This window comes from Oceanobacillus sp. FSL K6-3682, assembly GCF_037976165.1.
GTDB lineage: Bacteria > Bacillota > Bacilli > Bacillales > Amphibacillaceae > Oceanobacillus > Oceanobacillus sojae.
Window position 1 is genome coordinate 2,346,328 of record NZ_CP150263.1, and the last position, 25,161, is coordinate 2,371,488.

Annotated in this window: 26 protein-coding genes; 25 read left to right on the plus strand and 1 reads right to left on the minus strand. The window is 37.0% G+C overall.

The features are described 5' to 3' along the window. Positions 1–17 precede the first annotated feature (17 nt). The 3 genes from lysA to MHH51_RS11640 all read left to right on the plus strand — a co-directional run bounded on the left by lysA (position 18) and on the right by MHH51_RS11640 (position 2,632). Positions 18–1,343 (plus strand): diaminopimelate decarboxylase, encoded by a 1,326-nt coding sequence (gene lysA, locus MHH51_RS11630; RefSeq protein ID WP_147207826.1) that lies wholly within the window; start codon positions 18–20, stop codon positions 1,341–1,343. A gap of 241 nt (positions 1,344–1,584) precedes the next feature. Next, positions 1,585–2,016, plus strand: coding sequence for a peptidylprolyl isomerase (locus MHH51_RS11635; RefSeq protein WP_077603075.1), 432 nt, complete (start codon positions 1,585–1,587; stop codon positions 2,014–2,016). A 259-nt stretch (positions 2,017–2,275) separates the two neighbouring features. Then, a complete protein-coding gene (locus tag MHH51_RS11640) occupies positions 2,276–2,632 on the plus strand; it encodes a GNAT family N-acetyltransferase (RefSeq protein ID WP_147207825.1) in 357 nt (118 codons plus the stop codon). A gap of 96 nt (positions 2,633–2,728) precedes the next feature. Here the strand turns inward: MHH51_RS11640 and MHH51_RS11645 are convergent, their stop codons facing one another. Continuing rightward, a complete protein-coding gene (locus MHH51_RS11645) occupies positions 2,729–2,821 on the minus strand; it encodes a YjcZ family sporulation protein (RefSeq protein ID WP_077603073.1) in 93 nt (30 codons plus the stop codon). A 222-nt stretch (positions 2,822–3,043) separates the two neighbouring features. Between MHH51_RS11645 and MHH51_RS11650 the strand changes: the two genes are divergently transcribed. From MHH51_RS11650 to MHH51_RS11755, 22 genes are all read left to right on the plus strand, one after another. Beyond that, the gene (locus tag MHH51_RS11650; RefSeq protein ID WP_147208063.1) at positions 3,044–3,787 is read left to right on the plus strand and encodes a segregation/condensation protein A; all 744 of its coding nucleotides are present in this window, start codon (positions 3,044–3,046) and stop codon (positions 3,785–3,787) included. 2 nt (positions 3,788–3,789) lie between these two features. Further along, positions 3,790–4,365, plus strand: a complete 576-nt coding sequence (gene scpB, locus MHH51_RS11655; RefSeq protein WP_147207824.1) for an SMC-Scp complex subunit ScpB — start codon at positions 3,790–3,792, stop codon at positions 4,363–4,365. 277 nt (positions 4,366–4,642) lie between these two features. Further along, positions 4,643–5,680 (plus strand): D-alanyl-D-alanine carboxypeptidase family protein, encoded by a 1,038-nt coding sequence (locus MHH51_RS11660; RefSeq protein ID WP_147207823.1) that lies wholly within the window; start codon positions 4,643–4,645, stop codon positions 5,678–5,680. Further along, positions 5,673–6,263, plus strand: a complete 591-nt coding sequence (locus tag MHH51_RS11665) for a nucleoside recognition domain-containing protein (RefSeq protein WP_147207822.1) — start codon at positions 5,673–5,675, stop codon at positions 6,261–6,263. The genes MHH51_RS11660 and MHH51_RS11665 overlap by 8 nt, the downstream gene beginning before the upstream one ends. Next, entirely contained in the window at positions 6,263–6,793 is a 531-nt protein-coding gene (locus tag MHH51_RS11670; protein WP_147208062.1) for a spore maturation protein, read from the plus strand. Before MHH51_RS11665 ends, MHH51_RS11670 begins: the two co-directional genes overlap by 1 nt. A gap of 527 nt (positions 6,794–7,320) precedes the next feature. After that, the gene (locus MHH51_RS11675) at positions 7,321–8,055 is read left to right on the plus strand and encodes a pseudouridine synthase (RefSeq protein WP_147207821.1); all 735 of its coding nucleotides are present in this window, start codon (positions 7,321–7,323) and stop codon (positions 8,053–8,055) included. Between the two features lie 64 nt (positions 8,056–8,119). Then, complete coding sequence (resA, locus tag MHH51_RS11680) at positions 8,120–8,698, plus strand: thiol-disulfide oxidoreductase ResA (protein ID WP_147207820.1); 579 nt, start codon at positions 8,120–8,122, stop codon at positions 8,696–8,698. A gap of 25 nt (positions 8,699–8,723) precedes the next feature. Further along, entirely contained in the window at positions 8,724–10,367 is a 1,644-nt protein-coding gene (locus MHH51_RS11685; protein WP_147207819.1) for a cytochrome c biogenesis protein ResB, read from the plus strand. A 42-nt stretch (positions 10,368–10,409) separates the two neighbouring features. Continuing rightward, complete coding sequence (gene ccsB / locus MHH51_RS11690) at positions 10,410–11,600, plus strand: c-type cytochrome biogenesis protein CcsB (protein WP_147207818.1); 1,191 nt, start codon at positions 10,410–10,412, stop codon at positions 11,598–11,600. Between the two features lie 195 nt (positions 11,601–11,795). Then, the gene (locus MHH51_RS11695; protein ID WP_147207817.1) at positions 11,796–12,512 is read left to right on the plus strand and encodes a response regulator transcription factor; all 717 of its coding nucleotides are present in this window, start codon (positions 11,796–11,798) and stop codon (positions 12,510–12,512) included. Then, positions 12,512–14,266 (plus strand): ATP-binding protein, encoded by a 1,755-nt coding sequence (locus MHH51_RS11700; protein WP_147207816.1) that lies wholly within the window; start codon positions 12,512–12,514, stop codon positions 14,264–14,266. Before MHH51_RS11695 ends, MHH51_RS11700 begins: the two co-directional genes overlap by 1 nt. A 360-nt stretch (positions 14,267–14,626) precedes the next feature. After that, on the plus strand, positions 14,627–15,058 hold the full coding sequence (locus MHH51_RS11705; RefSeq protein ID WP_147207815.1) for a DUF4430 domain-containing protein: 432 nt from the start codon (positions 14,627–14,629) through the stop codon (positions 15,056–15,058). A 2-nt stretch (positions 15,059–15,060) separates the two neighbouring features. After that, a complete protein-coding gene (locus MHH51_RS11710) occupies positions 15,061–15,570 on the plus strand; it encodes an ECF transporter S component (RefSeq protein ID WP_156985368.1) in 510 nt (169 codons plus the stop codon). A 219-nt stretch (positions 15,571–15,789) separates the two neighbouring features. After that, entirely contained in the window at positions 15,790–16,524 is a 735-nt protein-coding gene (locus tag MHH51_RS11715; RefSeq protein ID WP_147207813.1) for a YkgJ family cysteine cluster protein, read from the plus strand. A 27-nt stretch (positions 16,525–16,551) separates the two neighbouring features. Beyond that, positions 16,552–17,607 (plus strand): helix-turn-helix domain-containing protein, encoded by a 1,056-nt coding sequence (locus tag MHH51_RS11720; RefSeq protein ID WP_339286192.1) that lies wholly within the window; start codon positions 16,552–16,554, stop codon positions 17,605–17,607. Between the two features lie 3 nt (positions 17,608–17,610). Continuing rightward, positions 17,611–19,149: a RecQ family ATP-dependent DNA helicase gene (locus tag MHH51_RS11725; RefSeq protein ID WP_339286194.1), complete on the plus strand. Its 1,539-nt coding sequence runs from the start codon at positions 17,611–17,613 to the stop codon at positions 19,147–19,149. A gap of 1 nt (position 19,150) precedes the next feature. Continuing rightward, entirely contained in the window at positions 19,151–19,717 is a 567-nt protein-coding gene (locus tag MHH51_RS11730; RefSeq protein WP_339286195.1) for a CPBP family intramembrane glutamic endopeptidase, read from the plus strand. Between the two features lie 10 nt (positions 19,718–19,727). Then, positions 19,728–20,003 (plus strand): hypothetical protein, encoded by a 276-nt coding sequence (locus MHH51_RS11735; RefSeq protein ID WP_156985362.1) that lies wholly within the window; start codon positions 19,728–19,730, stop codon positions 20,001–20,003. 279 nt (positions 20,004–20,282) lie between these two features. After that, positions 20,283–20,870, plus strand: a complete 588-nt coding sequence (locus MHH51_RS11740) for a genetic competence negative regulator (RefSeq protein WP_147207808.1) — start codon at positions 20,283–20,285, stop codon at positions 20,868–20,870. A gap of 285 nt (positions 20,871–21,155) precedes the next feature. Then, a complete protein-coding gene (locus tag MHH51_RS11745; RefSeq protein WP_147207807.1) occupies positions 21,156–22,436 on the plus strand; it encodes a Glu/Leu/Phe/Val dehydrogenase in 1,281 nt (426 codons plus the stop codon). Positions 22,437–22,698: 262 nt separating this feature from the next. Continuing rightward, positions 22,699–23,673, plus strand: coding sequence for a YpdA family putative bacillithiol disulfide reductase (locus tag MHH51_RS11750; RefSeq protein WP_156985361.1), 975 nt, complete (start codon positions 22,699–22,701; stop codon positions 23,671–23,673). Between the two features lie 498 nt (positions 23,674–24,171). Further along, positions 24,172–25,137 carry an asparaginase gene (locus tag MHH51_RS11755; RefSeq protein ID WP_147207805.1) on the plus strand — a complete coding sequence of 322 codons (966 nt, stop codon included), beginning with the start codon at positions 24,172–24,174 and terminating at the stop codon, positions 25,135–25,137. Positions 25,138–25,161: the final 24 nt, after the last annotated feature.

Consider the following 25,161-nt stretch of genomic DNA (forward strand, 5'->3'; position numbering starts at 1 on the left):
ATAATGGGGGAAAAAGAATGATACTTGATGCGCACCCCTTTAACGTAAATACAAAGGGACATTTAGAAATTGGTGGTGTTGATACTGTCCAATTAGCGGAAAAATACGGAACACCTTTATACGTCTATGATGTGGAAATAATCCGGAGGCATGCGAGAGCTTTTGTTCAAGCCTTTCGTGATGCGGGAGTTCATGGAAGAGTTGCTTACGCCAGCAAGGCTTTTTCTACAATTGCAATGCTTCAGGTGGCAAAGCAGGAAGGATTATGCTTAGATGTTATTTCTGAAGGTGAATTATATACAGCACTTCAAGCAGACTTTCCAACTGAAAAAATTCATATGCATGGCAATAATAAGAATGAAAAAGAAATTGCTATGGCGGTAGAACATGAAATAGGGTGTATCGTTATTGATAATTTTCATGATATTGAATTGTTAGATATGGAGCTTATGAAGCAGGAGAAAACAATGAACGTGTTAATTCGGGTAACCCCAGGGGTCGAATCGAAAACACATAAGTATATAATGACTGGAAATGAAGATTCAAAATTCGGTTTTGATCTTCAAAATGGGCAGGCAGAGGGTGCTTTAAAAAAGCTTTTGGGACATCCCAGAATTTATTTAAAAGGACTGCATTGCCATATCGGTTCACAAATATTTGAAACCGATGGATTCCGTGTAGCAGCAGATATCCTTTTTGCTAAATTAGCAGTATGGAAAGAAAAATACCAATTTGAATCAGAGGTCCTTAATTTAGGCGGCGGCTTTGGAATTCGTTATACAGTAGATGACACACCGCTTCCATTGGCGGAATATGTAAAAGATATGATTCAAAGCGTCGGGCAAAATTGTAATAAATATAATATGAAATCTCCAGAGATATGGATTGAGCCGGGAAGGTCTATTGTAGGCGATGCAGGAATTACGCTGTATACAATTGGTGCAAATAAGAATATCCCTGGTGTAAGAGAATATTATTCCGTTGATGGCGGGATGACAGATAATATCCGGCCCGCATTGTATCAGTCAAAATATGACGCAGTTATTGCTAACCGTTCGGCAGCAAGTCCTGAGAAGGAAGTTTCTATCGCGGGAAAATGCTGTGAATCGGGTGATATGCTGATTTGGGATTTACCCGTACCACAAATCAAAGATAAAGATATACTGGCAGTTTTTTCAACCGGCGCTTATAATTATTCCATGGCCAGCCACTATAACCGTTTAACAAAACCGGCAGTTGTATTTATTGAAGACGGACAGGATCATCTTGTGGTCCGCAGAGAAACGTGTCAGGATATTGTCAAAAATGACTTGTCTTATGAGGGGATAAAGAGCTTTACTTAACCCAAATAAGTGGTAAAATAAAGTATAATTGTTTTAAAGAAGTTCAAAAAGTCCAATCAAAATGACACTATGGGAAAAAGAACTTCTACATAAGTGCGTCCACGTCCTGTGGACAGCGTAGAAGTCATCACATCCTGTGAAAGCTCGTTAGCTTGCATTTCCGCTGGGGTTGTGAACTTAGCCGATGGGTCATTTTAACCGTGTTTTTTGAACATATATTTTTAGAAGGAGATTTGCCCAAATGAAAAAAGGTTATATTGAAATGGAAAATGGTAATAAAATTGAATTTGAATTATATCCAGAGGAAGCACCTGGTACTGTAGCTAACTTTGAAAAATTAGCAAATGAAAAATTTTATGACGGGTTAACTTTTCACCGTGTAATTCCTGGATTTGTCAGCCAAGGCGGTTGTCCTGTAGGTAATGGAACAGGTTCTGCTGGATATACAATTAAATGTGAAACAGAGGGAAACCCGCACAAGCATGAGGAAGGCTCTCTATCTATGGCACATGCCGGAAAAGATACGGGAAGCTCTCAATTTTTCATTGTGCATGAACCACAGCCTCATTTAAATGGGGTTCACACTGTATTTGGAAAAGTAACATCTGGTATTGAGCTTGCAAAAGCAATGTCAAATGGCGATGTAATGAAAGAAATTCGCGTAGAAGGATAATAAAGATTTGCAAAGGGATGATGGCCTTAAGAGAAAAAATAGCAAGAAAACGTACTAATGTTGTCTTTTTTATAAAAGGGAATGAATTAGTCCGGTAATCTATTTTTCAAGGCTGCATCCCTTTTTAAATATTCTCTGCTATTTTATGCAAAATAAAAATGGTGCTTTTCATTATACTGGAAATGCGTTATACTTTCAGAGTAAATATTGATTGGAATTTAAGAGGATTACCATACAAGAAATTTAATGAGGGGTAATTATGTTAATTCGCTTTAAAAGAAACTTAGAAAAGATTGCTATGGGTTTATTATCATTTATGCCTGAGGAAAAAGACGTGAAAAAACTGCAAGAAACCATTCGGGAGTATGAAGAAAATGATGGATGGCATTTGCATTTATGGAAAGAAGACGATGATGTTTTGGGAGCAGTAGGTGTACAAATTATGAATGACAATCAGTTGGTTATTAAGCATCTTACAGTGAACCCTTCACACAGGGATCAAGGGATAGGATCACGAATGATTGCAGAAATTCATCGTATTTATTCGGATAAATACAATATTGTGCCTGCTGAAAGTGTGAAAGCTTTTTACGAGAAATCATTAGACGCATTGTAAAATGGAGTTTCACCTGATTAAATTTAATGTAGAAAAGCCAACCCTTATAAGGGTTGGCTTTTCATTCGTTGCTACTTTTATTTATTTCATTTTATTTTAGAACCAAGCAGCTCCAACAATTACTAATAAAATAAATAGAACAACGATTAAGGCAAATCCGCCTGCGTAACCACCTGAATATCCACTCATTTTATTTCCTCCTTTTTAGTTCAATCCATAAATGTTTTGTGCTAACATTTATATTACGTTATAACTTATGTAAGCTAAGCAAAGAGTGTATGGGCTTTTGCAAATATTTTAGTTACTTTTTTAGGTTAAGTAACTGAAAGGATGTTTAATAAGCTCGATAAAGCTGACTTTTTAATCAGCTTCTAACACATTGTTTTACTACGCTTGAGAGGAATTACAGCGATGATTCAAGGATATGAAGTTAAATTAGAAACATTTGAAGGCCCTTTGGATTTATTACTTCATTTGATAAATCAATATGAGATCGATATTTATGATATTCCCGTTGCCCAAATTACACAGCAGTATATGGATTATATTCATACCATGCAGTATCTGGAACTAAACGTTGCCAGTGAATATCTGGTGATGGCATCTACATTGCTTGCAATAAAAAGTCAGATGCTTCTTCCAAAACAGGAGTTTGAAGAGGACGATATGGACGAAGCATATATGGATGATCCACGTGAAGAGCTGATGCAGCGTTTAATTGAATACCGGAAATACAAAGAAGCCGCAGAAGCGTTAAAAGAGAAAGAAGCTGCCGAACAGCAGGTTTATACACGCTCACCGGTTGTTTTTGAATTTAAAGATGTACCGATCGAAAATACAAATACCGGGAATGTATCTGTGTTTGATATGATTAATGCACTGAAAAAAATGATGCAGAGAAATCAATGGAAAGAGCCGCAGGATACAGTTATTCAACGAGCGGATATTCCGATAGAAAAACGGATGGAAGAAGTGTTACAGCAAGTTATAAATAGTAAAGATGGGGTATTATTTCATGCCTTGTTTCCTGTTCCGACCAAATCATATATCGTAACAACCTTTGTAGCTATTTTAGAATTAATGAAAAACAGACAAGTCTATGCTATGCAAGAACAGCATTTTGAAGAATTATATGTTTATAAGATGGAGGAATAATCGTGGAACAAGAGCGTTTAAAAGGAGTTGCAGAAGGTCTGCTGTTTGCCGGCGGAGATGAAGGGATAACTGTAAGTGAACTTAGCAGCATCCTTGATATTTCCTTAGATGAAGTTCGCCAAATTATTGATGAACTTCAAACAGATTACAAAAAGCAGAGTCGGGGCCTGATGATTCTGAATGCTAATGGAATGCTCAGCTTAACAACAAAACCTGATCATAATGAGTATTTTAAGAAATGGGTTATTCAGCCGAAGCCGAATAGAATGTCCCAGGCAGCTCTAGAAACATTGGCAATCATTGCTTATCAGCAGCCGATAACGAGGGCTGAAATTGATGAAATACGTGGTGTCCGCAGTGAAAGACCACTGCAAACATTAGTCTCACGGATGTTAATAGAAGAGTGCGGAAGAAAAGAAACCGTAGGCAGGCCAATACTTTTTCGGACAACCAAGGAATTTCTTACTTTCTTTGGTCTATCCACCTTAGAAGAACTGCCTGAATTGGAAAGTACGCTTGATTCTGAAACTGATACATCAGATGTCGATTTATTTTTTGACCGTTTTCAGGATGAATAATATAGATTAGAAAACCTTATTGATGAGTAATGAATACTTATCTATAAGGTTTTTTAATGCATAAATAAATATTGGTCAGGAAGTAGCTGCCAGCTTCCAGCAGTGGTTCTTTCTCTATTTCTTTTAATTTCCATATCTCGCCTGATCTCATTTTAATCATAACAGCTTGTTTCATGCATATAAATGAATTAGAAATATTTATCAAGTTCACTGTCAGGGACAGAATTTGATGAAGTTCTGGACATAAAGCTGTGTTTTATGAGGGGGAACCAACCTGATGCGTTTTTTTATATGGATGGTCATTTGTATTATTAGCTTCATATCTTTTCCAATTCATGGACATGCTGCACCGGATGTTTCGGCACAGCAGGCTGTTTTAATCGAACAATCATCAGGAAGGGTATTATTTGCAAAAGACGCTGATGAGCAGGCCTCTATTGCGAGTATTACGAAGGTAATGACAGCAATTATTGCTATTGAATCTGGAGAAATGAATGAAAAGGCCACTGTTTCCAGAAATGCTATTTATACAGAAGGGTCTTCTATTTATTTAGAGCAGGGGGAAGAAATGTCTTTAACGGATTTAGTATATGGCCTTATGCTTCGTTCAGGAAATGATGCTGCTGTTGCTATTGCTGAACATGTTGGCGGAAGTGAAGAGGGCTTTGTTTATTTAATGAACGAAAAGGCTAAGTGGCTTGGAATGAAGAATACGCATTTTGATAATCCGCATGGACTGGACTCAGAGACGCATTATTCGAGTGCTCATGACATGGCAATTTTAATGCAGTATGCAATGGAAAACCCTGTTTTTCAAGAGATAAGCGGCTCGAAAAGATATTTGTCCGAAAACAGATCTTACTATTGGCAAAATAAAAACAAACTCCTGACTATTTTTTATGAATATTGCACAGGAGGAAAGACAGGTTATACAAAGCAAACAGGGCGCACGCTGCTTACTACAGCTGAGAAGAACGGAATGGAATTAATTGCTGTAACATTGGATGCTCCTGATGATTGGCAAGATCATATGGCCATGTTTGAATGGGGCTTTGAACAGTTTGAAATGAAAGAGGTTGACCAGAATGGAGAAGTTGTAACAGATAAAAAGGATTTATCAAAAAACACTGTTACTTTACCACTTTACAAGCATGAAAATGACTCTTGGGCTAAAGAAGTATACTTAAATGAAGAAGCAACGTCACTGACTGACAATACCGTATTAAATCAGCTGGATGATAATGAAAAAGATTATTTTATGGATGATGTCGCTCATGTGTTTCATTCCATTCTGAGGTGGGATACAAATGATTAATTGGATTTGGATATGTATGGCTGCTATCGGAATTATTTATGCAATGTTTTCCGGGAATATGGAGGCAGTCAATGAAGCTATATTCGATAGTGCTGCGCAGGCAGTTACCTTAGCTATTGGTCTGATAAGTATTTTGGTATTTTGGCTTGGCATGATGCGCATTGCAGAAGAAGCTGGTATTTTACGGGGACTGGCAAGGATTTTTCGTCCTATTATATCGAAAATATTTCCGGAAATACCGAAGGATCATCCAGCGTTAGGTTATATTTTATCTAATTTAACAGCAAATATGTTTGGCCTGGGTAACGCAGCAACACCATTAGGAATTAAAGCAATGGAGGAAATGAAGAAACTTAACAATAATTCTGATACGGCATCACGTTCCATGATTACATTTCTTATTCTGAACACAACTGGATTAACGCTGATTCCTACAACGGTTATCGGAATCAGAATGCAATATGAATCTGCTTCTCCTACTCAAATTGTCGGTGTTACCTTGCTGGTTACATGTATAGGTACAATTGCCGGACTGATTATTGACCGGATCTTTTATTATAAAAGTACTTGGAGGAAATCATGATGGGGTTTATCAGCTTAATTAGTATTTGGATGATACCTTGCTTTATTTTAATAATTATGATTGCAGCAAGTATTCGAAAATTACCTGCATACGATTTATTTGTAGAGGGAGGAAAGGAAGGCATAAAGACAGCTGTTTCTTTGCTTCCTTTTTTGGTGGGGATGATTACTGCTATTTCAATACTGCGAAGTTCGGGTGCTTTAGATGCGTTTGTAGGATTAATTGCCCCAGCACTGGACTTTATTGGATTTCCTGCAGAAGTTTTGCCCCTTGCTCTAATCCGTCCAATATCTGGTACAGCAGCATTAGGTATGACTACGGAATTAATCGCAACCTATGGTCCAGATTCCTTTATCGGTACACTTGCATCTGTTATGCAGGGTAGTACGGATACTACCCTATATGTGCTTACCATTTATTTTGGTGCCATTGGTATTAAGAAAATCCGTTATGCATTACAGGCTGGGTTATTAGCTGATTTAATTGCTATACTTGCAGCTGTATTTCTTGTTACAATGATGTTTGGATAATTAATAGTCAGTAACAAATATTAAAAAACTGCATGGAATGGCACCTTAGCGAATGCATATTTTTTTCTTAGGGTCTGGTATATTAAAATATTGCTGTACCAAATTACTGTTATAATGATATAATCACTTGTCCCATCAAAAATCGTCGCTGGAATTTTATGCTTTCCTAACTTGTAAAATAGGGCTATGATGAAGATATGTGAAAAATATATTTCATCATAGGCTTTCTTGTTATACAAGAGTCAACCGGCTATTTTAGTGTGACAGGTGCTGGCTGTATGATAAGGAAGAAATAACAGCCTCTTCTTCTGTTCAATCGTTACAGGAATACAGAATAAATAGGCGCCAATGAAAGTTCAAAATGAAGTGTTTTTTACGAATGGGCTACTCGTACGTGAAAGTGTTTTCCGTACTGCTTGTATGATGTGGGTAATTTTATTAGAAGGTCATTGTTAAGCGGATTATTATTTGAGGGTTTTTGAACATCATCTTCAAGTAAAAACAATTAAAAAAGATTGGGGATCTATATGTCAAAGCATGAAGAAAGATTACAGAAGGTTATTGCTCAAAGCGGTCTGACATCCAGAAGAAAGGCTGAGCAATTAATTCTTGACGGAAAAGTAAAAGTAAATAATAAAACAGTAACAGAGATGGGGATTAAGGTTACCTCTGACGATAAAGTAGAAGTTGATGGTGTGCCTCTTGAAAAAGAAGAGCCCGTATATTATCTGCTATACAAACCCAGAGGTGTTATCTCCAGCGTTAAAGATGATAAAGGAAGAAAAGTTGTTACAGATTTTCTGCCGGGTGTAAGTGAAAGAGTATTTCCCGTCGGAAGACTGGATTATGATACTTCAGGAATATTACTTTTAACAAATGATGGTGAATTTGCAAATCATCTGATGCATCCAAGTAAAGAAGTTAATAAAGTATATGTAGCAAAAGTCAAAGGTATACCCCATAAAAAAGAATTATTAAAATTACGGAAGGGTGTTATATCTGACAATGAAAAACTGAAAGCAGTCTACGTTAATATGCTGTCAAGCGATAAGGAAAAGAAAACGTCTATTATTGAATTAACATTGCATGAAGGGAAAAATAGACAAGTACGCAGAATGCTTGAGGCAATTGGGTTTCCGGTGATGAAACTGAAGCGGGAACAATACAGCTTTTTAACACTGCAGGGATTAAATGCCGGCGAGTATAGATCACTAACACCGAAAGAAGTCAACCAATTACGGAACACGTCCACAAAATTGTAAGATAATATTCAAATTTACAAGCTGCCCACAATGGTATAATCAGTGAGAAAGGGGAGGAGTGCTGTTGAATAAGGGAGAGAGAAATATTAATAAACAGAAAAAGAAACGCAACCGTCTCATTTTTCGCTCTTCTATTTTAGCTGTTTTAGTTGCTGCAGTAATATTTGTACTATTTTCAAATTCAAAAGATGAAAATACAATATACCGTGCAGGTGATGCTGCTCCAGATTTTAAATTAAGTCAAATTAATGGAGATTTTGATGCTGATGTAATGCAGCTCAGCGATTTAGAAGGAAAAGGGGTTATGCTGAATTTTTGGGCAACCTGGTGCGGGCCTTGTAAACAAGAGATGCCCTATATGCAGGAATTATACCCGAAGTATAAAGAAAAAGGGGTCGAAATCGTTGCTGTCAGTCTGGACAGTACAGAATTAGTAGTTGATAATTTTATCGATGAGTATGGCTTAACGTTTGCTATTCCGCATGATGTCAACGCTGAGGTAAGAGATTTATATCGAATCAGACCAATGCCTACAACGTTCTTTATTAATCCTGATGGAACGATAGACGAAATTGTCCAGGGGGCGCTGACATTAGATAAATTAGAAGGACACTTAGATGCAATCACACCAGATGCATCATGATATTCCATGAGAATGGAGGTAGACAATGAATAAAATAAAATGTGAGTGCGGCCATATTAATCCCGAGGGTACCGTGTTATGTGAAGCATGCGGAAAGCCTGTAGAAGGAAATCAGCATATTGACGGGAATGACGGCAAAAAGCTTTTAAATATGCGCTATGACGGCAGTGCCCGACGCTCACAAACATATCAAAAATCAATTATAGATAAAATTTGGAGTTTTTTCTCCTCTGTAAAAGTAGGCGTCTGGCTTATTGTAGCAGCATTAGTTGCGTCTATATTTGGTACGATTTTTCCGCAGGAGCAATTTATACCGCAGGATGCTGTATCAAGAGATCCGGCAATTTTTTATGAAGACCGTTATGGTATTTGGGGTCTAATGTACTACCAGCTCGGATTTCATCATATGTATAGCTCTTACTGGTTTATTACTTTAATTGCTTTAATTGGTATTTCGTTGGTTATTTGCAGTTTAGACCGTTTTGTCCCGCTTTTTAGAGCTTTAAGAAACCAGAAACCGAAAAAACATAAGAAGTTTTTATCCAGACAGCGCCTGTACAGCGAGTCAATAAATGCGGATGACTCAGATATAGACAAACTGGTTAAAGGATTGAAGAATTCCAGGTATAAAATCACGGAAGAAGATGGCCAGATATTGGCAGAGAAAGGCCGATTTTCCAGGTGGGGACCTTATGTAAACCATATTGGACTTATTATTATATTGATTGCAGCTATCTTACGTACAACACCAATCATGTTTACTGAAGAATATATGTGGGTTCGTGAAGGGGAGCAGAGAGTTATTCCCGGCACAAACAATCAGTATTACATAGAGAATAAAGACTTTATATTGGAAACACATGATCAAGATGATGAGCGCTTTCAGGAGGCTTTTCTGAAAGAGGAAGAAATTGCAAGTAATTTCCAGACAGATATTGTCGTTTACGAAGCAAAGAATGCTGATGTGGTAGGTGCTGAGCCGGAATTGGAACCCATTCTGGAGCATTCTATTCAAATGAATAACCCGGCAAAATTTGATAAATACACACTATATCAGCAGGGATATCAGTTAAATGAATTTGAAAATATGAGCTTTCATATTCACGAAGCAGATGATTCAGAAGAAGAATCGCTTGGAGATTTTACCATTGATTTAACAAATCCGGATTCAGTATATGAATTAGACAGCGGTTTCCGGGTAGAATTAACAAATTATTATCCAGATTATATTATGACAGAAAACGGAAATCCTGCTTCAGAAACAGATTTTCCTAGAAATCCAGCCTTTGTTGTGACAGTTTATCCTCCCGGTTCAGAAGAAGGAGAAGTGAGCTTTCTGGGGGTTGGCCGGAATATCGATGCTACTGGAGAAAATCAATACAAGGTAGCTATTGATGATGTTGAATTCCGGGATGTCAGCGGTATTGCAGTAAGCTCAGACCGGACGCTTCCCTACTTTTTTGTAGGTGCCATGATCTTTATGATTGGTGTTATTCAGGGAATGTACTGGCAGCATCGCCGAGTCTGGATTAATAAACAAAATGACAATACGCTTCTTTTAGCAGCTCATACAAATAAAAACTGGCACGGAATTAAACGTGATATTGAAAAAGCTGTAGAGGATACAAACATTAAGATGGTCAAGGATCAGCAGGAAATAGATGAGTAAACATTAAAACGGAATGGTTAAGATAGGATTGGAGGTAAGCGAATGGATTTATACAGTCTTAGTAGTGGAGCTTTGCTTATTGCTTTTATTTTATATTTAGTTGCAACCTTTTTCTTTGGAGGAGCAATTCGTCAAAATAAAAGTGAACGACATCAGAAAACAAAAGCAGGGACCATCGGTTTAGTTATAACAATTATTGGTTTTGCATCTCAATTAGTTTATTTTATTGCAAGGTGGATGTTGACTGGCCATGCGCCTGTAAGTAATCTTTTTGAGTTTACAACCTTTTTAGGGATGTCAATGATTTTTGCATTTATTATTATTTACATCTACTATAAAACAGCCTTTTTAGGAGTATTTGCTCTTCCTTTGGCAACAATTATTATCGCTTATGCAAGCATGTTTTCCACTGGAGCAGCACCACTGGTACCATCTTTACAAAGTAATTGGCTGCACATCCATGTGACAACAGTTGCATTAGGGCAGGGGATTTTATTTATAAGTTTTGTTGCCGGATTAATGTATTTAATCCGACAAATTGATCAAACCAAGCTGACTTTTCGCAATGCGATGCTTGAAGTTGTTATTTATTGTATCTTTTTATTTATTGGATTTATTGCTATTACATCAATCTTTAACGCGGTTTCTTATCAAGCAACCTTTGAAGTGGAAAGAGATGGACAGGCTGTTATGGCTGAATACCAGCTTCCGCCGATTGCAGCACCTAAAGACAGCACATTACTATCAGAAAATGTAATGAATTCCTGGTTCGAGGCGCCAGCCTGGATGCATGGCGACGAAGCAGGAAGAAAACTAAATACAGTGATTTGGTCATTCTTTGCAGGAACGATTATTTATGGTATTACGTTTTTAATTTCCCGCAAACGAATTGGTAAAAGACTCCATCCGCTTCTCAAGGGTGTAAAACCGGATATGCTGGATGAAATCATGTACCGTTCTGTTGCTATCGGTTTCCCTGTCTTCACCTTAGGCGGGCTGATTTTCGCAGCTATTTGGGCTCAGCTGGCATGGGGAAGATTCTGGGGCTGGGATCCAAAAGAAGTCTGGGCATTAATTACTTGGTTCTTCTATGCAGCATTCCTTCATTTACGGCTCTCCAGAGGCTGGCATGGGGAAAAATCAGGCTGGCTTGCAGTAGTTGGCTTTGCAATTATTATGTTCAACCTGATTGTAGTAAATCTTATACTGGCAAGCTTACATTCATACGCATAACACTGCCTGTATGGTGATTACAAATAGAAAAAGGGGATTGTTATCAACCATTTGGTAGCAATTCCCTTTTTGGATGAAGATTAATTAAGCGACTGTCAAACCTGTTAAGAATACAAGGATTCTCTTAATTCCTTAACTTTTCAAACAGGTTCGTTTATAATGCTAATTAGAGTTGAAATGAGGAGTGAATTGTAAATGAGTGAAGCACAAAAGTTATTAGTGGTAGACGATGAAGAAAGAATTCGACGTTTAATAAAAATGTACTTAGAAAAAGAAGATTTTGAAATAGATGAAGCAGCAGATGGAAAAACTGCGTTAGAGATGGCTTTACAAAATAATTACAATGCAATTATTTTAGATATTATGATGCCGGAAATGGATGGAATTCAGGTTTGCGAAGAGCTGAAAAAAGAAAAGGATACACCCGTCATTATGTTAACGGCAAGAGGGGAAGAATCCAATCGTGTGCAAGGCTTTGAGGTAGGGGCAGACGATTACATTGTTAAACCATTCAGTCCAAGAGAAGCTGTACTGCGGGTGAAGGCTATTCTGCGTAGAGTCTCTAATGTAAATTATCAGCAGTCAGATGCGACCGCAAAAAATTTATTAGTATTTCCACACTTGACCATTGATCATGATGGGCACCGGGTTACTGCAGATAATCAGGAAGTGAGCTTGACACCTAAAGAATATGAGCTGCTTTGCTTTTTAGCAAATTCACCGGATAAAGTATTTAATCGTGAGCAATTATTAAAAGAAGTTTGGCAGTATGAATTTTTTGGTGATCTTCGTACAGTAGATACACATGTAAAGCGTTTACGTGAAAAATTAAATTCTGTTTCCCCGCAGGCTGCGAAAATGATTGTAACAGTTTGGGGTATCGGCTATAAATTTGAGGTTGAACAAGACTGATGTTTTGGAAGAGCGTTGTAGGTAAACTATCATTAACGATATTATTATTAGTGTCCTTTGTATTAAGTGTATTAACGTTCTTTTTAATGCAGTTTTTTGAAACCTATCATATTCAGGAAGCTGAAAATGACATGACACAAATGGCTGCGAAAATTTCTTCATTGGTTGATTCAGACTATAATCTGGATTTTATCGAGGATGCTACAGAGATGCTGAGAGATCCCTCCAGCCGAATTGTCATTTACTATGCAGACGGTGAGCCATGGATTTCTGATTCCGAGGACACAGATTTAAGTTTTATTGATGAATCATGGATGTTAAATGATCCAGAAGCCCAGGAATTGCTTGTTCAAGTCACTGCACAGAGCTCTCAAGGACTGATTGAGGATGAGAATGAAATTATTTCAGTAGGCTCGCCCTTGGAAAACGGGGGAGCTGTGTTTGTTTTTAAATCCTTGGATATGATTAATGAAACCAAAGATCAGACAACCAAACTGATTTTGCTGAGTGCAGGTATTGCAATACTGCTGACAACCTTTTTTGCTGTATTTTTATCATCCCGTGTTACAGCGCCATTAATTAAAATGCGGGAAGCGGCCTATAATCTGACTCGTGGTGAATTCAATACCAAAGTGCCTGTATTAACCCGGGATGAGATTGGTGATTTAGCCATTGAATTTAATCGTATGGGTAATCAGCTCAATTATCATATTCAGGCTTTAAGGCAGGAAAAAGAACAATTATCCAGCATTGTGAGTTCGATGGCTGATGGTGTCTTCACACTTAATAGAGATGGAGAAATTATCGTTATGAACCCCCCGGCAGAGGCATATTTAGATAACTGGAATTATGAGCATAATCAGAAAGAGGATAAAGAAAAGCAGCTTCCAACGGAACTTAAGGATGCTCTCAATAAAGTAATTGCTGAAGAGAGAGCGGTGTTAAAAGAGTCTGTTGTCCAAGGGCGGAACTATGTAATGCTAGTAACGCCATTGTATGATGAATCCCATGTACGGGGCTGTGTTGCCGTTATCCGTGATATGACCGAAGAACGGCGTCTTGATAAACTTCGCAAGGATTTTATCGCAAATGTTTCGCATGAATTGCGTACACCTATTTCTATGCTTCAAGGATATAGTGAAGCAATTGTCGATGATATTGCTGAAACAAAAGAAGATAAGAATGAACTGGCTAAGATTATATATGAAGAATCGCTCAGAATGGGCAGGCTTGTAAATGAATTACTTGACTTAGCAAGAATGGAAGCCGGTCAAATTCAACTACATGTTGAGTCTGTTGCTGTTCAGGCGTTTGTTGAGCGTATTGTGCATAAATTTCAAGGGCTTGCTCAAGAGAGTGAAGTAGAACTTTCGTTAAGCTTAGATATGCATGAGCAGATTGGTGAAATGGATGCAGATCGAATCGAACAAGTGTTAACCAATTTAATTGATAATGCACTCCGTCACTCTGTCAAGGGTGGAAAAGTAGAGGTGCACGCGCTTAGCAACTCAGATTTCCTTCACGTAGAAGTAGAGGATAATGGCAGCGGCATCCCGGAAGAAGATCTGCCATTTGTTTTTGAGCGCTTCTATAAAGCGGATAAATCACGGGTGAAGAAAGAGAAGCAGGGAACAGGCTTAGGATTAGCCATTGCCAGAAATATCATTGAAGCGCATCATGGGAAAATTCAGGTAAGGAGTAAGCTGGATATTGGTACAACATTTAGTTTTGAAATACCTATGAAACATTCCTAAAAATTAATAGATATGATAAGATAGTGGTATATACAAAATAAAAATTGGGGGATGAGAGGTAATCAGTGAAAGCTGTTACTGTACTCGCAGCTCTATTTATACTCCTTTATAATTAGTTGTTAAATAGAGCTTGGCAAAAGCAGTACCTTTCTTTCCACCACTCCAATGCCAAAGTAAAGCAGCTGGATTGAACGGAGTAAGTATATATTGTTCCATCTTCAGCCTGTTAACTAAACAGGCTTTCTTTATGAGGATGTTCAAAAAGTTAGTCGCCTTGAACTTCTTGGTCCTATTTATCGGACTTTTTGAACACATACTTTATGGATAAATTTGAAGTTGATAACGAAAGGGGACATGAAGATGAATAGGTGGTTGAAGTTTTTAGGTATTATGTTAATATCCTTTGTTCTGCTTGCAGCGTGCGGTAATAATGGGGATGAAAATGAAAACTCTAATACTTCAGTCAGTACGAATGAATCAAGTGGTGAAGAGCAGGAGCTGGCCGAAGATGAGGTACGAATAACGATAACAATTGATGACGGGAATCAGTATGTATCAGAAGAAATTGTTCAAGTGGAAGAGGGGGATATCCTTTTAAATGTACTGGAGGATGCCTTCTATGTAGAAGAAGATAACGGTTTTATCACTTCGATTGAACGAGTGTCAGATGATGAAGACGAAGGAAAGTACTGGATGTATTATGTAGACGGAGAGTCTTCTCCGGTTGGGGCAGGAGAATATGAGCTGAATGGCGGCGAAGAAATCATATTTGATCTGCAATCAATAGAGTAAAAATGAATACATACAAGCTGACATTACTTGCACTACTTGCGGCACTGGCTGTAGTAGGCAGATATGCATTTCATTTTCTTCCTAATGTACAGCCTATTACAGCAATTATTATTTTAACAGGAATTTTCCTCGGTCCAGTATCATCTGTTATTTTAAGTGTATTAGTGGTATTTCTCTCGAACATGCTGCTTGGCATGGGAATTTGGACTGTTTGGCAAATTATCTCATGGTGTTTAATTGGTTTAACCGCAGGAATTATAGGCATTATTTGGAAAAAGGTTCCCTTACTTTTTATTATCCTTTTTTCGATGTTCAGCGGTTATTTTTATGGTTTTATTATTTCTTTAACGACGTTTCAGGTTACGGGACATTTCTGGCCATATTATTTAGCTGGGCTTCCTTTTGATACAGCACATGCTATTGGTAATGGTGTGTTTATCCTTTTATTATATCCATTGCTTCATGGTTTGTTTAAAAGATATTCGAAAAATAGATTTCGAATCAAATATTAGCTACTTATAACAAAAGAGAAAGCCGCTCATGAGCAGCTTTCTCTTTTGTTACGTATACTGAGGAGTTATTTTATTGGCCTGTGTCTTTTCCCATTAGAAGTTATTCTGATCATAAAATATATAAACATATAATCATTCGTGATATACTTTTCTATATTAATAATTGAATCTTTATTGCATGATAGCCTTTTTATCATGTATAAAATAGGAGTCCAGCCAATGTCTATGTTTTTAACCTACGATGAAATTCTGCTGAAATGCGAGGAAATTAATACAAAATATCAAATTAAACAAGAACGTTTTGAGGAAATAGTTGATTATATTTTAGATAATGAAGAGATGTCAGCTGACGATAAAATTGCTAAGGCATTCGTTCAGTTATTGCAGGCAGTGACTGAAGAAATCAGTGATATGGAATCTACGGCTGATATTATGCCGACGTGCCAGATGGGCTGCGCTTTTTGTTGTTATTTTCCTATTGTAATAAATAAAATGGAGGCAGAGCTTATCAAAAATGCAATTCATAAAATGCCCGATGATAAAAAGCATTTTATGAAAGAGCATCTTGGCCAGTATTATCAAACTTTTGGAGAAAAGATTAACAGGTTAAGTCATACGGATATGATTTCTGATCCAGATGCGAAATATAAATACAAACAGGAACATCTCCCATGCCCATTTTTAAATCTGGAAGCAAATGCTTGTACTATATATGAGTTTCGCCCGTTGCCGTGCAGAACATATGTGAATTACACAGATCCTGGAGTTTGTGCAGACAATATAATGCCTCAGGAAACAATCAGCTACGAGTTCTTATACCATGAATACATGGGGGCAATGAACGAACTATTACAATATTTATACGAAAATGAAAAAATAGAGAGAATAGATTATCCAGGAGATTTATATCAGGAGGATTTATTAATAAACTGGATGAAAGAGGCTGTTCAATAAGCTTGGAATTTAGAGGATGTTTTCAGTATGGGTGGTGGTGTCAGGATGCTTTTTCAAGGAATCCTTATGGATTGTTTTCAAAAAATAAATCAAGAACGTACATCTTCCAGTGTGTATAATCTTTTAATCGGAAAAAAGGCTATCCAAACTATACAGGATGCCAGGTTCTATCATATCGCTGATTACTATGGCATCTACCCGGGCTTGGCTAAAGACGATTACAGGGTACAACTTAACCATTTAATAGAACTTGATTATTTTAGGGAAGATAATGAGAAAAAAATTCAAATCACAAAAAAAGGAAAGTCCTGGCTAGCATCATGTAAAACAAATCTTGACGGATTTGCAGGTGCGAAATATGCAAATGTGATGGAATCATTCAAGCAGCGATTGCTGCTTTTTATTCAAACCATTACCAACACTTCTAAAAAACGATATCTTTTTATTCCCATTTCAGATAACTATGAAGCTGAACAATTTGTTAAAGGTTTTTATAAGCAGTATAAACAACGTTCAAAAGAGGTATTACAACAACTATATAAAGAATTAGAAAAAGCTTTATCCGGCCTGTCAGACCTTGAGGCATCGATGTTTGTTGATCGTATAACCAGTTTCTATTCTTACGGCAGCAGTTTGCAGCAGCTTTCACAGGATTATCAGCTTTCTATTCAGGATTGTTTTTTAATTCTGCAAAAAGGTTTTTATCGCCTTTTAAGTGTACAGGAGCAAGATAATGATTATCCAATGCTTAAGCTTTTTACAAAAAACTTATATATTTCTGATACACCCTTAAGTCAGACAGCCCAGCTTACACTCCGTTTGCTTCATAAGAAGCACTCTTTTAAAGAGATTATGCAAATCCGCCGGTTAAAAGCAACTACGATACAGGATCATTTGGTGGAGATTGCCATGCATGAGACGGATTTTCCATTTTTTGATTACTTGAATTCCGCGATTTATGAAGAAATTAAAGAAATCGTACATTCAAAGCAGACCTATCGTTTAAAAGAAATTAAAAATAATGTAAACCCGGATATCAGTTATTTTCAAATTCGTTTAGCATTGGTCTTATACAATAAGTAGAGGGTGAGAATAATTCATTTAGAAGAAGCATTGTATCGTCATTTTAGTTATGATTTCTTTCGGCAGGGACAGAAGGAAATTATTTCTGATGTCCTTTGCGGGAAGGATGTGCTTGGCGTATTACCGACAGGATCCGGTAAATCTATTTGTTATCAGCTTCCTGCAAAGCTGTTGGACGGCATTACCATTGTTGTATCTCCGTTAATTTCTTTGATGATTGATCAAGTAAAGGAGCTAAAAGCAGTTGGCTTTAAAGATGTTCTTGCTTTAAACAGTTTTTTGCCTTTCATGGAACAACAGAGAGCTTTAAATAATTTAGATTCGTACCGGCTGATTTATGTTTCACCAGAATGGCTTCAAAAAAGAAAACACCAAAATTATTTAAAGCAGCTGCCGATTAAGCTTTTTGTAGTGGATGAAGCACATTGTATATCCCAATGGGGGCATGAGTTTCGCCCAGACTATCAGCGTCTGCATGAAGTGATTGAAGCATTAAATCATCCTCCGGTATTGGCGCTGAGTGCTACAGCAACACCAGATGTCCAGACAGATATTATTCATAGCTTGAACAAGCCGGATATGAAACGGCATATTTACCCTATGGATCGAAATAATATTGCTTTTTGTGTGGAAGAAGTGGAAAATGATCAAGAAAAATTAGAACGCATTGTAGAAATGACAAAGTCTTATTTCGTTCCTGCGTTAATTTATTTTACAAGCAGACAAACTGCAGAAGAAACAGCTCTGTCACTATCCGTCAAACTTCCAAAACGAAATATTGCCTATTATCATGGCGGAATGGAAGCATCTGAACGATTGCGGGTTCAGCAGCAGTTTATGAATAATCAAATTGATATTATTTGCTGTACTAGCGCCTTTGGAATGGGAATTAATAAACCAGATATCCGATTAGTGATTCACTATCATCTTCCACTCCAGATTGAATCTTATATTCAAGAGGTGGGCAGAGCCGGGAGAGACGGAGAATCAAGTGTCGGTGTAATTCTTTATCATAAAGGAGATTTTCGTCTATCGGCAAACATGGTTAAAAATGAACTGCCGTCAATTGAGGTTATTGATCGGCTCATTGCCACAATTTTTACCTGTCAGAGTACTCAAGTTGATTTACCATCTCCTGAACAACTGCATATACTGCTCGATATTAATGAAGGGGCAGCTCGATTTATCCAAAGACAACTGCAAAAATATGGGCTAATTCAGGATAATGAATGGTTTATAAACGAAAAGAATTGGAAACAGAATAGAGAAAGTGTTGTTCAATACTTAGAGAAACGGCAGTTATACAAGAATAATAAATTAAATGAATTATATCGGTGGGTTCAGACGAGAAACTGTTTGCGGCAAACACTTTATCAGCCTTTTCAGGATGAATTTGGGGAACCAACCGATCAATGCTGCAGCAACTGCGGTTTTGAGTGGAGTAAATGGGCACCTGAACCACTTTTTAAAACCCCAGAAGCTTCTTCTCCTATGAATTGGCGCAAAAAGCTTCAAAAGATCCTGAATATGGAAGAGGCATAGGATGAAACAGTATGAGCTGATAAAACAAATGTCAAAAAAAGAACTAAGAATCCAGTTATTTTTCTCTCAAGGATTATTTTTCCTGTTAGCAATTATATTAAGTTTTTTCCTGTTTGATTCGTTTCTGGATTGGCTGGATCTTTTTAAATGGAATATGAAGGAAATCTTTATTTTTGGATTTTTACCTGTTCTTATCATCGTTTCCATTGAGATTGCTTTAATGTATGTAACACCTGAAAAACACTGGGACGATGGCGGAATAAATAAGCTTATATTTCAAAATCAGCCGATAAGCTTTATATTTGTATTTACACTAACAGTAGCAATTTGTGAAGAGCTTTTATTCAGAGGTGTTATCCAGACCACTTTTGGATACCTGTTTGCAAGTATTCTTTTTGCATTGGCACATATAAGATATTTAAAGAAGCCTGTACTATTTTTAGCAGCACTATTCCTCAGTTTTTATATCGGCTGGGTTTATGAATATACTGCTAATTTAATTGTTCCCATTGTCATGCATTTTTTCATTGACTTTCTACTTGGGTTAGTTATACGGTTAAAGAAATGAGGTGATGGCATTGAGCTCCAAGAAAAATGATCAAGCAGAAGCATTAAGACAAGCTATTCAAGATATAGCAGAACATAATAAAGAAACAGAAGAAGCTGTTCAGGACCAGAATGAACATAAGGAGCAAACATCTGTTGAAATAGATGTATTAAATTTACCACCAAGAAATGAAGTACATAAAGACAGCAGTAAAATACGTTTCAAAGTCAATTTTTCTTTATTACGTTTTATTTTTATTGTTGTATTACTTCTCGCTCTTGCAGGAATTATTGTCTGGTTTATTTGATTTTGAAGTAAGCATAATATAATTAAACGAACACATAAAATGTTATAATTGGTGTACAAGTATATATAGAAGTGTATTTAAAATGATAAAGAAAACATGGTTATTTAGTAATTCATTCATTTTTTCAAATATCTTTTTAAAATAAAATTAATAATTTCTACGCTCTATTGAATACCCATTTTCAAAACGATACAAGCAGGTTATGTTCATCATTTGAAAATGGTGCATATAGTAATATAAATACTTGTTACGAAGTTAAGAGTAAAAGGGGGATGCAGTATGCGAATCGAACGAATTTCAACAGATCAGTTTAAAATTTTTCTTACGTTCGATGATCTTATAGAAAGAGGGTTTACCCGGGAGGACTTATGGCATGATGCATCTAATGTTCGTACTCTGTTCAGTGACATGATGTACGAAGCAAGCAGTGAGCTTGGAATGGAATTTGAAGGAATGTTACTTGTGCAGGTACATCTTATGCAAGCCCAGGGAATGCATATTTTTGTGACGCACCAATATGATGAGGTTGATATAGAGTTAGATGATGAATACATCGAGATGAAAGTGACACTTGACGAAAGTAAAGAGCTTATTTTCTCCTTTGATGATTTTGAAGATGTCATTTCCGTAGCAGGGCATTTATCAAATATGAATATCAAAGAATCCAACGTATATTTTATGGAAAACCGTTATTTTATGTTGTTAGATCCTTATGTGCAAACAGTCAGTCATAAGGAAAATATTATTGGTCTCATGTCTGAATTTGCCCACCCAAGTATTTTAACTTCTCATCGTATAAAAGAGTACGGAAAAGTTATTTTTGAAAAAGATGCAATTTCTGAAATAAATCATTATTTCGCTTCATAAAATGAAACTTCATTTGGAGAGGGGATTCCTCTCTCCAAATTGGGCAGCCGATAAATTGAAAATATAAGTATTCGATACATCAGGATTTTTTTAGAATGAAGGAATCCAATATATATTATTCGTAACCTCTGTCATGTTATGAATGCCGGGTAAATATATACATCTCTGTCATATTAATTCTTAATAAATATGACGTTCATCTCTTTTATTGCATAATCCGTATGAAAGTGTATACTAAACTTGGAGTGAGTAAAACATTGATATAATAGTAGGGGGTAAATATTAATGGTAGCCGATAAAGCAGGAGATACTTCCAAAGAAAATCAAGAAAATACTGATGTGTTAAATTCTACATTGTCTATTGTAGAAACCGCATTAAGCAAACTTGGTTACCCTGAGGAAGTGTTTGATTTACTTAAAGAACCTTTGCGTATGCTTACTGTTCGTATTCCAGTTCGTATGGACGATGGAAAGGTTAAAGTCTTCACAGGTTACAGGGCACAACATAATGATGCTATCGGTCCAACAAAAGGCGGGATCCGCTTTCACCCGGATGTTACCGAAACAGAAGTGAAAGCACTTTCAATTTGGATGAGCTTAAAAGCTGGAATTGTCGATTTGCCTTATGGGGGAGCAAAAGGCGGAATCATCTGTGATCCAAGGGAAATGTCCTTTAGAGAGTTGGAAGCTTTAAGCCGCGGATATGTCCGGGCTGTGAGTCAGATTGTTGGTCCAACAAAAGATATTCCAGCTCCAGACGTATTTACAAATTCGCAAATTATGGCTTGGATGATGGATGAGTATAGTAAAATTGATAAATTAAATAACCCTGGGTTCATAACTGGTAAGCCAATCGTTCTTGGCGGTTCTCACGGCAGAGAATCTGCAACAGCTAAAGGGGTAACGATTGCATTAAATGAAGCAGCGAAAAAGAAAGGAATTGATATCAAAGGAGCCCGGGTAGTTATTCAAGGGTTTGGAAATGCCGGAAGTTTCCTTTCCAAATTTCTTCATGATGCCGGTGCGAAAGTTGTCGCAATTTCTGATGCATACGGAGCATTGCACGACCCGAACGGTTTAGATATTGATTACCTGCTGGATCGCCGTGATAGTTTTGGAACAGTTACGAAGCTTTTTGATAAAACGATTACGAATAAAGAATTATTTGAGCTCGATTGTGATATTATTGTTCCGGCAGCAGTTGAAAATCAAATTACCAGAGATAATGCACATAATATTAAGGCCTCTATTATTGTAGAAGCAGCAAATGGCCCAACAACAATGGAAGCAACAAAAATTCTTACAGAAAGAGATGTTCTGATTGTTCCTGACGTTCTGGCATCGGCCGGTGGAGTAACTGTATCCTACTTTGAATGGGTACAAAATAATCAGGGCTTTTATTGGACAGAGGAAGAAATCGACAAAAGATTACATGAAATTATGATTAAGTCTTTTAATAGTATATACAATATGGCAAAAACAAGAAAAATTGATATGCGGCTGGCAGCTTATATGATAGGCGTGCGGAAAATGGCTGAAGCTTCCCGTTTCAGAGGCTGGGTTTAATTAAAAACGGAATGTGGCAATCTATGAAAAGAATCTATTCAGAAATTTAATGTTCTAAAGGATATAAATAAAAAACTCTTTCACAACAAGAGTTTTTTATTTGTTTATGAAGATAACCTTTTGTATTTGCCATGCTGTCAGCTTCGTTGTACGATAGGTAATGAAAATTTAATGTGAAAAATAAGGATAAAAAGGCGGTTGATTCACTAAACAGCGGCGAATTGATCGTTTTTCTAAGTGATGTATGAAGGAAGGATACGAAATGCTAGACGAAAAAATCATTATTATTGGAGCTGGGCCGTGTGGGATGGCATGTGCATTAGAGCTTCAGAAAAAAGGACAAAACCCTTTATTAATCGAAAAAGGAAATGTAGTGCAGACTATTAGTAATTTCCCGACACACCAAACATTCTTTAGCTCAAGTGAGCGTTTAGAAATTGGCGGTATTCCTTTTATTTCTGAAAATAAGAAACCAGTGCGAAATCAAGCAATGGTCTATTATCGGGAAGTGGCCGAGCGGAGTAAGCTGCGCATAAATGCTTTTGAAAAATTAGTATCTCTTGAAAAAGATGGAGAAAATTTTTTCTTGAAAACAGTTAAAAATAATGGTGATGAAATAAGTTATCATGCTGAAAAAGTAATTATGGCAACAGGATATTATGATCAGCCAAACTGCCTGGATATCCCGGGAGAAGACTTACCAAAGGTAACCCATTATTTTAAGGAAGCCCATGAATACTTTAATCAGAAGGTTGTTGTCATCGGTGGTAAAAACTCTTCTGTTGATGCTACACTTGAGCTGCATAAAGCAGGTGCACATGTGACTGTTATTTACCGTGGAGATGTATATTCAGAGAGCATTAAACCATGGATTTTACCAGAATTTGAATCACTTGTCCGAAATGGGAAAGTAGACATGGTTTTTGGAGCATCCGTGACAGAAATAACAGATACACATCTCACTTATCAAAAAGATGGTCAAGAGATCGCTATTGAAAATGACTTTGTCTTCGCTATGACAGGTTATCGCCCAGATTATCGTTTGTTAAAACAAGCAGGGGTGAAGATTAATCTGGAAAACGGTAAACCGGTACATGATGAGAATACCATGGAAACCAATGTGAAAAATTTATTTATCGCAGGGGTAGTTGCCGCCGGATATGATAATAATAAAGTATTTATTGAGAATGGCCGTTTTCACGGAGAATTGATTGCTGAATCTATCTTCTCTTCCTAATTCTATTTTTTGATATAGAGCTAAATTTATCGCAGTGCAACTGGCTGAGACTGGGACTGCGATTACTCGTCCCACCGAAAATCATTGCAACTACTCATCCCATCATAGGGCTTTGCAAGACTCACGCTACAAGGACGGAAAAAAACTTGAAGATCATAGGTGGAAGATCAAACAGCCAGTAACGGCCCAATTGGTTCAAGGGTCTTTAGGGAGGTCGTTTTCTGGTCATACCTTTAGATGCATGCTCTTGTGGTACCAGCAATCAGTGGGGATGAAAGAACTCCCCCGCTGATTGAAGCTTCATTTTATTACACTCTGATGATTTTACTTGAGCAAATAATGACAGTTCCGGGTCAATGGAAAGCGAATACAGACTTCCGCTGATCCAGGTTTCATTTTTTATGAAAGAAACTGTGCTGGCAGGAAGATTATTTGCCTCCTTTGGCAAATAGAGATAACAATAAATGTACATAACAAATATACAAAGAAGGTAATTACATGAAAAAAGTCTTGATGATTGCAACAGGCGGCACAATTGCAAGCGATACAAATGAAAAAAGCGGCAAATTGGCTTCCGGTGTCTTAACTGGGGAAGAAATAATTGAAAAATGTGATATCCCAGCCGATATAGAAGTAAAGGTTGATTCATTCTTTCAAAAAGCAAGTATGCATTTAAATTTTACTGATTTAATCAAGATAAAAGAAGAAATAGACAATTATTTAAATGAAGAAGCTTTTGACGGTATTGTTATTACACAAGGCACAGACACATTAGAAGAAGCTTCTTATTTCATGCATTTAATTTCAAACTACAGCATTCCAATCGTATTTACCGGATCACAGCGTTCTCCTCAGGAAGTAGGTACAGACTCTTTTATTAATATTAAAAATGCTATACTTGCAGCCTGCAGTGAAGATTTAAAAGACGTCGGTGTGACTGTCGTATTCAATGAGCGTATTTTTCACTCCCGCTATGTCCGAAAGGAACATGCTTCTAATATCCAAGGCTTTAATGCTTTTGGCTATGGCTATCTAGGCATTATTGATAATAACAATGTCCGTGTGTTTCAAAAGCCTACCTACCGGGAGTATTTAGAATTAAAAAGAGAGCTGCCGACAGTTGACATTATTAAAGTATACATGGATGCCGATGGAAAATATATACAAACAGCAATTGATAGCGGCGTAAAAGGACTGGTTCTTGAAGGTGTCGGAAGAGGACAAGTATCCAGAACAATGATGCCTGCAATTAAAGAATGCATCAGGCAAGGTATTGCAGTAGTAATCACAACTTCAGCCGTAGAAGGTGAGGTTTATCCTACATATGATTATGAAGGAAGCACTTTTGATTTAATGGAGAATGGTGTCCTCCTGGGAAAAGATTATGATAGCAAAAAGGCAAGGATAAAGCTTCTTGTCGGTCTGGCAAGCAACATGGAATTGGAATATTTATTTGACATGTAATTTTTAATCGAATAGAGAAGAGGA

Bases quoted from the DNA above. Each gene is read 5' to 3' on its own strand.
- lysA (WP_147207826.1), top strand. From the start codon at position 18: ATGATACTTGATGCGCACCCCTTTAACGTAAATACAAAGGGACATTTA.
- MHH51_RS11635 (WP_077603075.1), top strand. From the start codon at position 1,585: ATGAAAAAAGGTTATATTGAAATGGAAAATGGTAATAAAATTGAATTT.
- MHH51_RS11640 (WP_147207825.1), top strand. From the start codon at position 2,276: ATGTTAATTCGCTTTAAAAGAAACTTAGAAAAGATTGCTATGGGTTTA.
- MHH51_RS11645 (WP_077603073.1), bottom strand. From the start codon at position 2,821: ATGAGTGGATATTCAGGTGGTTACGCAGGCGGATTTGCCTTAATCGTT.
- MHH51_RS11650 (WP_147208063.1), top strand. From the start codon at position 3,044: ATGATTCAAGGATATGAAGTTAAATTAGAAACATTTGAAGGCCCTTTG.
- MHH51_RS11660 (WP_147207823.1), top strand. From the start codon at position 4,643: ATGCGTTTTTTTATATGGATGGTCATTTGTATTATTAGCTTCATATCT.
- MHH51_RS11665 (WP_147207822.1), top strand. From the start codon at position 5,673: ATGATTAATTGGATTTGGATATGTATGGCTGCTATCGGAATTATTTAT.
- MHH51_RS11670 (WP_147208062.1), top strand. From the start codon at position 6,263: ATGGGGTTTATCAGCTTAATTAGTATTTGGATGATACCTTGCTTTATT.
- MHH51_RS11675 (WP_147207821.1), top strand. From the start codon at position 7,321: ATGTCAAAGCATGAAGAAAGATTACAGAAGGTTATTGCTCAAAGCGGT.
- MHH51_RS11685 (WP_147207819.1), top strand. From the start codon at position 8,724: ATGAATAAAATAAAATGTGAGTGCGGCCATATTAATCCCGAGGGTACC.
- ccsB (WP_147207818.1), top strand. From the start codon at position 10,410: ATGGATTTATACAGTCTTAGTAGTGGAGCTTTGCTTATTGCTTTTATT.
- MHH51_RS11695 (WP_147207817.1), top strand. From the start codon at position 11,796: ATGAGTGAAGCACAAAAGTTATTAGTGGTAGACGATGAAGAAAGAATT.
- MHH51_RS11700 (WP_147207816.1), top strand. From the start codon at position 12,512: ATGTTTTGGAAGAGCGTTGTAGGTAAACTATCATTAACGATATTATTA.
- MHH51_RS11705 (WP_147207815.1), top strand. From the start codon at position 14,627: ATGAATAGGTGGTTGAAGTTTTTAGGTATTATGTTAATATCCTTTGTT.
- MHH51_RS11710 (WP_156985368.1), top strand. From the start codon at position 15,061: ATGAATACATACAAGCTGACATTACTTGCACTACTTGCGGCACTGGCT.
- MHH51_RS11715 (WP_147207813.1), top strand. From the start codon at position 15,790: ATGTCTATGTTTTTAACCTACGATGAAATTCTGCTGAAATGCGAGGAA.
- MHH51_RS11720 (WP_339286192.1), top strand. From the start codon at position 16,552: ATGGGTGGTGGTGTCAGGATGCTTTTTCAAGGAATCCTTATGGATTGT.
- MHH51_RS11730 (WP_339286195.1), top strand. From the start codon at position 19,151: ATGAAACAGTATGAGCTGATAAAACAAATGTCAAAAAAAGAACTAAGA.
- MHH51_RS11740 (WP_147207808.1), top strand. From the start codon at position 20,283: ATGCGAATCGAACGAATTTCAACAGATCAGTTTAAAATTTTTCTTACG.
- MHH51_RS11745 (WP_147207807.1), top strand. From the start codon at position 21,156: ATGGTAGCCGATAAAGCAGGAGATACTTCCAAAGAAAATCAAGAAAAT.
- MHH51_RS11750 (WP_156985361.1), top strand. From the start codon at position 22,699: ATGCTAGACGAAAAAATCATTATTATTGGAGCTGGGCCGTGTGGGATG.
- MHH51_RS11755 (WP_147207805.1), top strand. From the start codon at position 24,172: ATGAAAAAAGTCTTGATGATTGCAACAGGCGGCACAATTGCAAGCGAT.